The sequence below is a fragment of the Haemophilus sp. SZY H68 genome, from assembly GCF_018829685.1.
Lineage (GTDB): Bacteria > Pseudomonadota > Gammaproteobacteria > Enterobacterales > Pasteurellaceae > Haemophilus > Haemophilus haemolyticus_K.
Window position 1 is genome coordinate 360,602 of record NZ_JAHKKB010000002.1, and the last position, 14,170, is coordinate 374,771.

Genomic DNA, 14,170 nt, shown 5'->3' on the forward strand with positions numbered 1-14,170 from the left:
GTTAAGCCGATTTTTTTGTAAAGCCAATATAGGCGCAGAATATAAATCCAAGAACTAAAGCATAAGGCGTGAATTCACCAATGCCAGAGCCTGAAGCAGCAAGGCTTAAGCGATGTGCAGCGGCTGCACCTAAAAGCATACCAAGTACAAAAATAGCGGAGTCATTATCGCCTTCACCAAGATGAACTAAATGTTTGCCAGGACAACCACCGCCAAGGGAGAAGCATAATCCGCAAAGAGCCATGCCGAGGAAGTTCCAAAGATATTGATTATGTGCACCAGGTTGTTGTTCAAACCCTAAATGGAATTGACCAAGTAAAGCATTGGTAATAGTAGCAAATACCACTAAAGCGATGACACCGTTCAATAACGAAGAATCACGGAATAGAATAAAATTACGGAATGCGCCAATTGAGCAGAAACGTGATTTTTGCATTAATACGCCTATGATTAGCCCGCCTGCTAAAGATAATGCCCAAAATGCATGTTGTGTGCCAGGGCCTTTTTGTGAGAAATAAAGGGGTAAGCCTTCGCCAAAACTAAATTGTGTGATAACACCAATAAGTAATAAACCCGCAATAATGACAGAAATCCATCCACTGATGGGAGCTTGTTCTTTTGATTTGCCGAGAGAAAATCCTCGATTACTAAAGAAAATTCCACCTAGTACACCGACAAATAAACCGACAATACCGGCAATTGCAGATAAATCGCCACCGCCTAAACGCAAATATGCCCGCCATGGGCAGCCTAAGAATGTTAGTGCACCAATCATGGCAAATGCCCCTAAAATTAAGCGAATGAATGGCGATGAACCACCACGAGCACGGAATTCTTTTGCAAATAACGCACTCACTAATGCACCGAAAATTAATCCGATGAGTTCTGGGCGAATATATTGAAGTGGAGCGGCTTGATGTAAGCCAATGGAGCCAGCTGTATCGCGTAAGAAACAGGCTGCGCAGAATCCCATATTACCAGGATTTCCGCTATAAGTAAGTAGTGGAGCGATGATACCAAGTGCAGCACCTGCAACCACAGGCCATTTTGATCCTTTCATAATGAAACCCTTGTGATATCTAAAGTTAAACTAAATTGTGTACTCTCGAATACTCGAAAAGCACGTTCATTTTAATCTAAGAAGTTAAATGGTAAAGAATGTTTTGATGAAAAGATGAGATAAATCAAAAATTTGCCACGAAAAAAGTGCGGTAAAATTTTTATTGATTTCCGTAATGAAAATAAAAGATCTATACTAACTACGTTCATTTTTTACTCGGAAGATACTATGACAGAACGTTCAGCCAATATCATTACCCACGATCCTTTTGGTAGCTTGCTTGGATATGCACCTGGTGGCGTGGCAATTTATTCCTCAGATTACAATACTGCAGATGATAAAGAGTTCCCGAATGATGCTGCATTTCGGAGTTATCTAGGGCGAGAATATATGGGCTATAAATGGCAGTGTGTGGAATTTGCACGTCGTTATTTATATCTCAATCATGGCGTTGTGTTTGCCGATGTTGGTATGGCGTACGAGATCTTTTCTTTACGTTTTTTACGCCAAGTGGTGAACGATGCCTTGTTGCCCTTGCAGGCATTTTCTAATGGTTGTAAACGTAAACCTCAAGCAGGTTCCTTATTAATTTGGCAAGAAGGGGGAGAATTTAAACACACGGGGCATGTGGCAATTATCACCGAGGTGTTGCCTGATAGCGTTAGAATCGCCGAGCAAAATGTAATTCATTCCCGCTTGCCAAGTGGTCAGCAATGGACGCGTGAATTGCCGATGATTGTTTCAGAACAAGGTTATTTTCTACAAGATACTTTTGATGATACTAAAATTCTTGGCTGGATGATTCAAACAAACGATACTGAATTTTCAGAACCCCAACCTTTCCCAAAATCCACCGCACTTCGGTTACAAGCTCATCATGTTGACAATCACGGTCAATTTAATGGGAAATGGTTAAATGAAAATGAGCCATTTGATGCAGCATATATTAAGGCAATGAGCGGACATAAAGTGAGCCATTCTGATCAATATCGCTATTTTGCTATGTCTGAAAGTGCTCAACAGGAATTAATTCACGCCACTAATGAACTGCATTTAATGTATTTGCATGCGACAGACAAGGTACTTAAAGATGATAATCTGTTGCAGTATTTCAATATTCCGAAACTCCTTTGGCCACGCTTAAGGCTTTCTTGGCAAAATCGCCGTTATCAGACGATTACAGGTCGTTTAGATTTTTGTATGAGTAAACGAGGTTTGAAAGTCTATGAATATAATGCAGATTCAGCTTCTTGCCATGCTGAGGCAGGCGATATTATGAATCGTTGGGCAAAACAAGCTGGTGGCGTATTGGGGGAAAATCCATCCGATGGTTTACGTAATGCGTTAGCTGATTGTTGGCAACATAGTCAAGCCTCAAAATTAGTTCATATTTTGCAAGATCACGATGATGAAGAAGATTACCACGCTATGTTTATGCAACAAGCATTGGTACAAGCGGGATTTCAAGCTAAAATTATTCACGGCACAGAAGGATTGCATTGGGATAATCGTGGTCGCCTGATTGATGATGAAAATAACCAAGTTCAAACCGTTTGGAAAACATGGGCGTGGGAAACTATGCTGGAACAACTTCGTGAAGATGCAACAGGAATGGAAGTCGCACCACCTATTCGCACTGGTTATCCTGAAGATAAAGTACGGTTAATTGATGTACTACTTCGCCCAGAAGTGTTGGTTTATGAACCACTTTGGACGGCAATTCCAAGTAATAAGGCGATTTTGCCTGTGCTTTGGTCTTTATTCCCTAATCATCGTTATTTATTAGAGGCAAGTTTTCATCTCACACCAAATTTAATCCAAAACGGCTACGCACAAAAACCAATTGCAGGTCGTCGAGGTGATAATGTTAAATTGATTGGTGAAAATAATTCTACGCTGGATACAACCGATGGGCAGTTTGGTCAGCAAGATAGTATTTATCAACAGCTTTGGTGCTTACCGCAAGTGGAAGATCAATATTTGCAAATCTGTACTTTTACCGTGGGAGGGCATTATGGTGGCACTTGCCTACGTTCTGATTCGAGTCGTGTCATCATGGGAAATAGTGATATGCAGCCTTTGAGGGTGTTGAAGGATAAAGTATTTTTTGGACAAAAGAAATAATCAGGTTACCGTGCATTACCTACGAAAATAGGGTAAAATTAACGGATCTAATTTTTAAAGATTTACGGAATTTTTACCGCACTTTACTCGAATTTATATTTTTCTATTTATAAGTTATAAGGCAACCATAATGCATCAAATCAATTTGTTTCGTCCAACACTTTTGGCATTAAGTCTTGCTTTTGCGAATTCTTACGCGCAAGCCTCAATGGTCCGTAATGATGTGGACTACCAATTCTTCCGCGATTTTGCTGAAAATAAAGGACAATTTTCAGTCGGTTCTAGCAATATTCCCGTTTTTAATAAACAAGGTCAGAAGATTGCAACTGTATTACCTAATTTACCTATGCCTGATTTACATGTGGCAAATAGGGTAAGTGGTATTGCAACCTTGTTTAATCCTCAGTATATCGCCAGTGTAAAACATAACTCAGGTTATGGTTCTGTACAATTTGGTGATAGTGGCAATAATTCAGATAGTCATTATTTTAATTATCTTATTACAGAGCGAAATAATCATAGCAGATTGGATTTTCACGCCCCTCGGTTACATAAATTAGTGACCGAAGTTGCACCGATACCTCTAAATAATATTGCTTTTGATAATGCTAAAAAAACAGGGCCACATAATGGCGCTTTTTTAGATAAAAATCGTTATCCGTACTTTGTACGAGTAGGTTCTGGACGTCAATATTTAAGAAGTAAAGATGGCAAGGAAAAAACGTCTTTAACCTCAGCATACAACTATCTTACAGGTGGTATACCACTTACACCGCGCTCATCAATGGATAATTGGGTGTTATTCAATGGTGATATTTATGATGGATTAGCAACTTATGGTTTGCCTGGTGATAGTGGCTCACCACTATTTGCTTATGATGCTAAAGAGAAACGCTGGGTATTAGCAGCGGTGTTATCTACTTTTGCAAATTATGATCGCACAGAGAACATTTATACGATTATTCAACCTGATGTCATAGCACAAGCTTTTCAGAACGATGAGATTCAGATTCCATTTCGTGCCAAAGAGATTCAATGGTGGAATTTAGGTAATGGCGATAGTGTATTAAAAAATGGTACTGAAAATATTCATTTAGCATTAGAAAGTTCATCTAAAAAATCATTAGATCAAAATACGCAACGCCCTTCTTTAGATAACGGTAAGACTATTCATTTCCAAGGTGGTGATGGTTCAACTCTAATCCTTAAAGATAGTATTAACCAAGGTGCGGGGGCTTTATACTTCAATCAAAATGCCATTGTTCGCGCAGAAAATAATGATACGACTTGGCTAGGAGCGGGAATTGTCGTCAACGGTGATAAAACAGTTCATTGGCGTGTAAAAAATCCTATTAATGACCGCCTTTCAAAATTAGGTTCAGGCACACTTTATATTGATGGGCAAGGCAAAAACCTAGGTGATATTAGTGTAGGCGATGGAACTGTAGTACTTGATCAAAAGCCGTTTAATGGACAGCAGCAAGCTTTTAATCAAGTTGGGATAACAAGTGGCCGAGGAACGGTTATTCTTGCCAATAATAAGCAGGTCAATCCAGACAATATTTACTTTGGTTTCCGAGGTGGGCGATTAGATGTTAATGGAAATTCGCTTACTTTTCATCGTATTCAAAATACTGATGACGGTGCAAAAATTGTCAATAATCACCGCACTTACGCCGCTGAAATTAATGTAATTGGTCGTAATGATGTAACAGCTCAAAACATAGAATGGGTAAAGTGGGGAGAGGAACCAACCACTTCATTTGCGCTTTATGAATATAAAAACATCCACAGAAATAACCGATTAGATTATTTCCGTCTAAAAGATGGGAAAAATCCTCGAGCTTATTTCCCTTTGGATATGACAACCGCCAATGATTGGGAATTTTTAGGTAACGACAAACAAAAAGTTATAAGAAACGCGGTCGAAAAAGAAAATTCGAAAAAACGTTTAGATACGTTTAGTGGTTTCCTTGGCGAGTATGATTCTCAACGTTATAACGGTGCGTTAACGTTTAATTACAACCCTAACTATTACAATAGTGTGCTTGTATTGAACGGCGGTACGAATTTAAATGGTAATTTAAACGTATCAGCAGGGCACTTAGTACTTTCAGGCATTCCTACTCCTCACGCTTATGATCATTTAAACAAAAAAGAAGTTATAGATGAAAATAGTTGGATTAATCGCCAATTCAAAGCGCGTGAATTTAATGTTTCAGGCAATGCAAAACTAGAAAGTAGTCGTAATGTAAGCTTACTAGAAGGAAATTTCAACGCTCGACATCAAGCCCAAATTCAGCTAGGTTTTACCCAAGGTAAATCCAATGAATGCATTCGTGCATCTTATACAGGTTACACAGCTTGTTCTGAGAATAAGACTTTAGGGCATTTAGCTTTTAATAGTATGCCTGTTACAGTTGTATTCGGTAACATTGATTTAAAAAATAATAGCCAGCTTAATTTAGGTAAAGCGCATTTAGTTGGGCGTATTAATGCAGCCCCTACGACACAAATTTACTTACAACCTAATAGCCAGTGGTCACTCAACGGAAATAGTACAGTAGGAAATTTAGAGCTTTTACCTAATAGCCAGATCACATTAAATGCCAATTATGATGATGTAAATAAAAACTATCGTGGTTGGATTCAATTTAATGAGTTAACAATTAATGGCAAATTGACAGGGAATGGTCACTTCCGTTTCTTAACGAATGTGGCGGAACGTAGAGGCGATCATATTACAGTAAATGGGCTTGCCTCGGGTTCTTATATCCTTTCTGTAAAAAATACGGGTAAAGAACCTAATGAAGTAAATCCATTAAGCCTTGTTAAATTAAATCATCCAAATCAGCGAATAGGGCAAGCTCGCTTTGCGCTTGAAAATGGTTATATTGATTTAGGGGCATATCGTTATATTCTAGCTAATCGCAACAATGACTATCGACTATATAACCCATTGCGTGAGGCTGAACAGTCTTTTCAAGGTAACGAGCAACTTATTGCAAATAGTCAGCGTGAATTTGAGAAAGTGCACCAATTACTTAATCAAAAACAACAAGAGCTAAATCGATTAAATGCTCAATACGAGGATGTGAAAGCAAAAGAAAATACTTATAAATCACATGTTGCACGATTGCTTTCAGATATAAACCAAACCAATAATCAAATTGATAATGCTTTTAATGAATACAATCGTACGCCTCGTATCCGTTTTATTAAACGTCGACGATTATATGAGCAATTTACGCAATATAAGTCTAAATTAGAAAATCAACGTAATGAATATCGCAACCTTAATTCTCAAGCAAATTATTATACGCAACAAGTATCTTCGGTACTTAATGGTGTTAATTCGATAAAAAATGAAGTTAATTCACTTTCATCTCAACAAGGTAATTTGCAAGCAGAATTAAATCGTTTACAAGTGGGTTATGCAAATAAAATTGCGCAAGCGCAAAAACTTTGCACAGCCCAAGGGCTTTCATCTGATGTATGTCGAAAAGTTGCTAAAGTCGCAAATGATAGTGATCTAGCGGCTTTTGAAGCGGAGCTTGATGCAAATATTGAGCAAGTAGAGTTTGCTCAACAAGCATTAGAACATGCTAAAGCATCTAGTGATGAAAGTGCGGTTCATTTTGCGCAAGAAAATTTGGATCAAGCTATACATTCTCTCGTTAATGCGCTTGAAGATACTTATACAACTTTAGGTGATATTAATCATTTCTTAGGTGAGATACCTAAAAATGTGGCAATACCTGTACAGGCTCAATTAATCAGTCGTTATTCCAATACGGCTTTATCAGAGCTTTCTGCAAACGTTAATTCGGTATTACAAATTGGACGAAATTTAGAGCGTCATTTATTAAGCCAAGATAAATCGAATGTTTGGGTGAATACGGAAGCTAGTCAGAGAACTTATCGTTCCGACTATAATCGTCCATATAAGCAAAATTTAACATTGACTCAAGTTGGCGTCGCTCAGACATTAAATTCGAATATGCAAATTGGTGCGGTGCTTTCTCATTCTCGTGCGAATAATGAGTTTGATGAAAATGTATCGGGTACAAGCCGACTAACAGGCATAAATGGTTTTGTTAAAGGCGAGTGGAATAATGGTGTCTTTGCAAGTTTTGACTTAGGTTATGGACGCAGCCGTAACAATGTAAAATTTGACGAAGAAAACAAAACGTTCCACCGTAATATTTTGAGTGCAGGCGGAAATATTGGAGTTTCTCTAGACTGGGGAATTAATGTCATACCTTCAATTGGTATGCGCTATTACCGTCTATCTACCACAAACTACCAATTAGCAGGCGCGAATATCAACAGTAAACCCTTACATTTAACCACTTACCGTGCTGGTGTAATGTTAGATAAAACGTTTGATATAAATGGTGTAAAATTCACCCCAAGTTTCTCAAGCAACTACTATGATGCCACTCAACAAAAACTTGCCCTTGATGGTATATTAAGTGTCAATGATGTTGCATTAAAACAACAATTCGGACGTTATTTTACTCATGAACTTGGTTTTAATGCTCAAATGAAACAGTGGAATATAAGCACGAATATTGGAATGCTTAAGGGCTCTGATGTCGCACCACAGAAATTTGCTTCATTAAAGGTCGGTTTTACTTGGTAGCATTATCTAGTAAGTAAATAAAAAAAGTACGGCTATATTTTGCCGTACTTTTTTATTAGTAATAAACAAACTCTATCCATAATAAGAATATAAACGCAACATCACACTTTTATATTAGTTCTGCAGCAATCTTTCTCGCTAAATGATCAACTTCCAATACATCCTCAACATATTGAATAGTTTGCGGTGTAATCTTCTCAATAGTACGCTCATTAATTTTTGCAATATCCATAAAACTAATTTGACGATCTAAAAATGCTTGTACGGCAATTTCATTAGCTGCATTCATTGCTGTTGTCGCATATTGACCCGCAGCAAAGGCATCAATAGCCAGTTTTAAATTTGGATAGCGATTAAAATCAGGTTCAATAAACGTCAGTTCTTTGATTTTAAAGAAATCGAGAGGTTCTACTCCTGCAAAAGTGCGGTGAGGATATGCCATAGTTTCTGCAATTGGTGTACGCATATCTGGATTTCCCATTTGAGCAATCACTGATCCGTCAACATAACGTACCATAGAATGAATAATTGATTGTGGATGAATAATGACTTCCATTTCTTCCGCACTTGCGTTGAAAAGCCAACGAGCCTCAATGTATTCTAAGCCTTTATTCATCATGGTAGCTGAATCGACAGAGATTTTTTTACCCATAGACCAATTAGGGTGTGCAACCGCTTGTTCTGGTGTGATGTTGGTGAATTGTTCGAGTGACGTGTAACGGAATGGCCCGCCAGACCCAGTGAGTATAATTTTACTTACACCTAATTCAGAAAGTGGGCAAAAACCAATTTTTTCTTGTGCTTCTGGCGGTAATGATTGAAAAATAGCATTATGTTCACTATCTACTGGTAAAAGCTTCGCACCATAGTTTTTTACGGCATCAATAAAAAGCTGTCCGCAGGTTACCAATGATTCTTTATTTGCCAGTAATACCCGTTTACCCGCTTTAACCGCTGAAAGAGTTGGTAACAATCCTGCAGCACCAACAATAGATGCCATTATCTGATCGGCATCTGGATGTGCTGCAAGTTCACAAATAGCTTGTTGTCCGGCTAATACTTCCGTTGGAATATGATACGCAATTAATTTCTCACGTAAAATTTTAGCCGCATTTACATCATCAAGAGCCGCAAAGTGCGGTCGGAATTTTATGCATTGTTCAAACATTGCTTCTACATTTTTTCCGCCGACGAGTGCAAATGCATGATATTTCTGAGGGTTATTTTCGATAACAGAAAGTGTGCTCTTACCGATTGATCCCGTTGAACCAAGAATGACAATGTTTTGTTTTTGCATAGAATCTTTACCGCACTTTTGTTGATTATATTTTTATTGCTACGTCTAAATCCGCATACCTAATAAAATAAAGGCAGACAAAACTGTCTGCCTTTCGCATTTTTGATGATTAGAAATCCATTAATTCTTTTTCTTTATCCGCTAATACTTCATCTACTTTTTTAATGTAAATATCTGTGATTTTTTGGATTTCTTCTTCTGCTTTATGTTGTTCGTTTTCGCTGATTTCTTTGTCTTTTAATAATGCTTTGATTTTATCATTCGCATCACGACGCACATTACGAACCGCAACTTTACCTTGTTCACCTTCGCCTTTCACAATTTTGATTAAATCGCGACGGCGTTCTTCTGTTAATGGAGGAAGCGGAACACGGATTGTGGTACCCGCTGAAGATGGATTTAAACCTAAATCTGAGGTTAAAATTGCTTTTTCTACCGCTGAGATTAAAGAACGATCAAAAACAGTTACAGCTAAAGTACGCGCATCTTCTGCCACTACGTTTGCTAATTGGCGAAGTGGAGTTGCTGCACCATAATATTCAACTTGAATTGCATCAAGTAAACTCGGTTGTGCACGACCGGTACGGATTTTCGAAATATGGCTTTTTAATGCTTCAAGGCTTTTTTCCATACGATCTTGAGTATCTTTTTTAATTTGGTTAAGCATTGCATTGTCCTTTTAATTGACGAAAGTTAAAACGCAGTGATTTTACTGGATTTTTGTCAATTTTTGAATACATTTATCAGCTTAAAAACAGATAAAAAATGACCGCACTTCAGTCACCCAAAGTGCGGTTAATATTTTTAGTATTTTTAATTACGCTTTAGGGCCAGCTGCAATTAAAGCTTTGCCTTCTTCGTTAGTGGCATATTTAACAAAGTTTTTCACAAAACGACCTGCTAAGTCTTCAGCTTTTGATTGCCATTGTGCTTTATCTGCGTAAGTATCACGAGGATCTAGGATTGCAGAATCTACACCTGGTAATGCTTTAGGAATTGCTAAGTTGAAGATTGGCAATTCGCCCATTTCAGCTTTTTCAATTGAGCCATCTAAGATTGCATCAATGATTCCGCGAGTATCTTTGATTGAGATACGTTTGCCTGTGCCATTCCAACCAGTATTCACTAAGTAAGCTTCAGCGCCTGCTGCTTGCATACGTTTTACTAACACTTCTGCATATTGAGTTGGATGAAGCGTTAAGAACGCAGCACCGAAACATGCTGAGAAAGTTGGAGTTGGTTCAGTAATACCACGTTCAGTACCTGCTAATTTCGCAGTGAAACCAGATAAGAAGTAGTATTTAGTTTGTTCTGGTGTCAATTTAGATACTGGTGGTAATACGCCAAATGCATCTGCTGTTAAGAAAATAACTTTAGTTGCGTGACCAGCACGAGAAACTGGTTTTACAATATTATCGATGTGATAAATTGGGTAAGACACGCGAGTATTTTCTGTTTTTGAACCATCATCGAAATCAACAGAACCATCTGCACGAACAACTACGTTTTCTAATAATGCGTCGCGACGGATAGCGCGGTAAATATCTGGTTCATTTTCTTCTGAAAGGTGAATGGTTTTCGCATAGCAACCACCTTCAAAGTTAAAGATACCAACATCATCCCAACCGTGTTCATCGTCACCGATTAATTCACGTTTTGGATCGGTTGAGAGGGTTGTTTTACCTGTGCCAGATAAGCCGAAGAAGATTGCCACATCGCCATCTTTACCAACGTTAGCTGAGCAGTGCATTGCACCTACACCTTTAAGTGGTAGGAAGTAGTTCATCATTGAGAACATACCTTTTTTCATTTCACCGCCGTACCAAGTACCACCGATTAATTGAATGCGCTCAGTTAAGTTGAAAGCAACGAAGTTTTCTGAATTTAAACCTTGTTCTTTCCAGTTTGGATTGGTTACTTTAGAACCGTTCATTACAACGAAATCTGGTTCAAAATTTTTGAGTTGTTCTTCAGTTGGGCGAATAAACATGTTTTTCACAAAGTGTGCTTGCCATGCAACTTCAGTTACAATACGTACTGCAATACGGTCGTGTTCGCTAGCGCCACAGAAACCATCAACCACAAATAAGCGTTTACGAGAAAGTTGGTTAGTTACCAAGTCTTTTAAGCTTTGCCATGTAGCTTGGTTCATTGGTTTGTTGTCATTTTTCGCTGCTTCAGATGTCCACCAAACAGTATCTCTGGTTTTTTCATCTAACACGATATATTTATCTTTTGGTGAACGGCCAGTGAAGATACCAGTATCTACAGCTACTGCACCAGTCGTAGTTAAAGTACCTTTTTCAAAGCCTCCTAAACCTGGATTGGTTTCTTCTTCGAACAATTGCTCGTAGCTTGGATTGTAGACAACTTCTTTTACGTCATAAATGCCTAGAGCTTCAAGTTCTTTTACTACTTTGTTTAAGTCTGTCATAAGTCACCTCTAATATTTAAGATTAAAATTTAACTGTCGCCTATTCTAAAGAATGTCAATGCAAAAAAATGTTAACTAGATCTCATTTTTGAAAAATCATGGCTTTTTATTACCTATTTTTAGGTGTATTTATGATATAGATCAAAAATCCCGACATGGCGTCGGGATTGTTTTTAAAGTTTTGTTGATTTTAATTTTCCAATTGCTTCTTTATTAAAGAAGTAGTGTGTACCACAGCACTCACATTGCATATCAATACTGCCTTTATGCTCGGCTAATATTTCGTCAATTTCTTCATCGGAGATGAGCAGTAATGCAGAACCAGAACGCTCTGCAGAGCAGCCACAGAAAAATTGTACATCTTGTGCTGGATAAAGATTGACGGTTTCTTCGTGATATAAACGATAGAGTAACTCTTCTGCAGGGAGACCAAATAATTCTTCATCTTTTACTGTTGCTGCGAGCGTAGTTAAATGCTCAAAATCTTCTGGTGTACCAGAACCATCAGGCATAATTTGTAATAACATACCTGCTGCCACTGGCTTTCCTTCATATTCTCCAGTACGAATAATTAATTGAGTTTGAAGCTGTTCTGAGCGTACAAAATAATCTTCTAAGCATTCAGTGATCGTTGGTTTATCCAGGCTAATTACACCTTGATAGCGTTCTCCTTCTTTTGGTGCAATAGTAATGACCAATACGCCTTTGCCAATCATATTGTGCAGACTCATATTTTCAGTGATGTTGCCATCCACTCGAGCAAGGGCGCGGATTTGTTGTTGATCATTGCCATTTACTAATGCTAAGCGTAATGGACCATCGCCTTGAATTTGTACGGTGATATTGCCGTCAAATTTTAGTGTGGCAGTAAGCAAATTAGTCGCTACCATCATTTCACCCAATAAATCCTGTACTGCTTTCGGATAGTGATGGGTATTTAATGTATCAGTGAATGTTTTATTTAAGCGAACCCATTCCCCACGAACCGCACGATTTTGGAAAAGATAACGGTAAAGCTTGTCATTGTCTTGAATATGTTTTTCCTGTTCTGTCATTAACTATTTCTCATCGATAATACATTGAAAAATATGCGGTAATTTTGCATACTTCTATGAGTTTAAACCTCAATAACTATATCCTAGTCTCTAAAATTATTAAATTGGAATGGTTGGCCTAATTCAGCGCCTTTAACAAGTTGAATGACAGCCTGTAAGTCATCGCGTGACTTACCTGTCACACGTACTTGCTCACCTTGAATTTGAGTTTGAACTTTGATTTTAGAATCTTTTACTAATTTAGTAATTTTCTTCGCCATCTCCGTTTCAATCCCCTGTTTAAGTTTGATTTCTTTACTATAAAGTTTACCGTGGTGTTCGCTTTCTGCTGGAATATCTAAAGAGCTGTGCTCAATACCACGTTTAATACAAGATCCAATTAAAATCTCAATTAATTGTTCAAGTTGGAAATCAGATTCTGTGGTAATTTTAATCGTTTCATTTTTTTCATTTAATTCAATTACCGCTTCTACACCACGAAAATCATAACGCGTGCTAAGCACACGGTTGGCATTTTCCACGGCATTACGGACTTCGTGTAAAGTGATTTCAGAAACAATATCAAAAGATGGCATAGTCTTCTCCCATTTTATTAAATTCTATCATTAGCACTTAAAAGGCATAAAAGTGCGGTTAAGTCGGCGAAGTTTACCACAATTTGCGCTTGTTGTTGCACTTTAGGTTTAGCATGAAACGCAACACCTAACCCAGCTACGTTCATCATTGCCAAATCATTTGCACCATCACCAATAGCAATAGAATGTTGTGAATCAATACTGTATTCCTCTAACAAACGTTGTAATGTTTTAGCTTTATATTGGGCATCAACCACATCGCCTTTAACTAAGCCAGTGAGTTTTCCATCTTCAATATCAAACTGATTGGATGCAGCAAAATCAAGCTGCAATAAGGCTTTCAAATAATCCGCAAAATAAGTAAATCCGCCTGAAGCAATTGCGGTTTTCCAACCATATTTCTGTAAGGTTTGGATCGTTTCAACTAATCCAGGCATTAGCGGTAAATGCTCTCTAACTTGCTGCAAAATGCTTTCTGGCGCACCTTTTAATGTCCCCACTCGACGACGCAAACTTTGCTCGAAATCTAATTCACCTCTCATTGCGCTTTCCGTAATCGCAGAAACAAGTTCACCAACACCTGCTAGTTTCGCAATTTCATCAATACACTCAATTTGAATAGCGGTAGAATCCATATCCATCACCAACAACCCAGCTTGAGACAATTTAGGGCTAAAATCTAATTTAGCAATATCTACTTCAAGGTCATGAGCAAAGTTAACGAAATCAACAAACCACTGGCCTTTCAATAAGGCTACAATATTTTGTTCCACAATCCAAACATCAAAAATCTGGAAATTTTGACCGCACTTTTGTTGAAATTTTTCCAGCTTAGTCATGTCCAACTTTGTGCCGTATAGGATAAAAGGTTCACCATCCTGTATAGGATCCTCATTAGCTAAAAGTGCGGTAGGAAATCGTGGGTATTTTTGTGTAATGCTTTTGAAACGTTGAATTTGCATAAAAATCCTGTAAATTGT

General features: G+C 38.0%; 9 protein-coding genes. 2 read left to right on the plus strand and 7 right to left on the minus strand.

Translation table 11 applies throughout. The annotated features are described in order from the left end of the window. Position 1: 1 nt before the first annotated feature. The gene (gene yedE, locus KP712_RS05710) at positions 2-1,060 is read right to left on the minus strand and encodes a YedE family putative selenium transporter (protein WP_111407658.1); all 1,059 of its coding nucleotides are present in this window, start codon (positions 1,058-1,060) and stop codon (positions 2-4) included. 228 nt (positions 1,061-1,288) lie between these two features. On the opposite strand from yedE, the gene gss reads away from it, so the two are divergent. Next, entirely contained in the window at positions 1,289-3,184 is a 1,896-nt protein-coding gene (gene gss / locus KP712_RS05715) for a bifunctional glutathionylspermidine amidase/synthase (RefSeq protein ID WP_111407659.1), read from the plus strand. Positions 3,185-3,314: 130 nt separating this feature from the next. Next, positions 3,315-7,829: a S6 family peptidase gene (locus tag KP712_RS05720; protein WP_215770645.1), complete on the plus strand. Its 4,515-nt coding sequence runs from the start codon at positions 3,315-3,317 to the stop codon at positions 7,827-7,829. Between the two features lie 109 nt (positions 7,830-7,938). Here the strand turns inward: KP712_RS05720 and ispC are convergent, their stop codons facing one another. The 6 genes from ispC to serB form a co-directional block, all read right to left on the minus strand. Next, a complete protein-coding gene (gene ispC, locus KP712_RS05725) occupies positions 7,939-9,126 on the minus strand; it encodes a 1-deoxy-D-xylulose-5-phosphate reductoisomerase (protein ID WP_215770646.1) in 1,188 nt (395 codons plus the stop codon). Between the two features lie 109 nt (positions 9,127-9,235). Further along, a complete protein-coding gene (gene frr / locus KP712_RS05730) occupies positions 9,236-9,793 on the minus strand; it encodes a ribosome recycling factor (protein ID WP_215770647.1) in 558 nt (185 codons plus the stop codon). A 150-nt stretch (positions 9,794-9,943) separates the two neighbouring features. Continuing rightward, positions 9,944-11,560: a phosphoenolpyruvate carboxykinase (ATP) gene (pckA, locus tag KP712_RS05735; protein ID WP_215770648.1), complete on the minus strand. Its 1,617-nt coding sequence runs from the start codon at positions 11,558-11,560 to the stop codon at positions 9,944-9,946. Positions 11,561-11,733: 173 nt separating this feature from the next. Continuing rightward, positions 11,734-12,615, minus strand: a complete 882-nt coding sequence (hslO, locus tag KP712_RS05740; protein WP_065265417.1) for an Hsp33 family molecular chaperone HslO — start codon at positions 12,613-12,615, stop codon at positions 11,734-11,736. An 83-nt stretch (positions 12,616-12,698) separates the two neighbouring features. Then, positions 12,699-13,190, minus strand: coding sequence for a YajQ family cyclic di-GMP-binding protein (locus KP712_RS05745; protein ID WP_005629625.1), 492 nt, complete (start codon positions 13,188-13,190; stop codon positions 12,699-12,701). 17 nt (positions 13,191-13,207) lie between these two features. Continuing rightward, the gene (gene serB, locus KP712_RS05750) at positions 13,208-14,152 is read right to left on the minus strand and encodes a phosphoserine phosphatase (RefSeq protein ID WP_215770649.1); all 945 of its coding nucleotides are present in this window, start codon (positions 14,150-14,152) and stop codon (positions 13,208-13,210) included. Positions 14,153-14,170 lie beyond the last annotated feature (18 nt).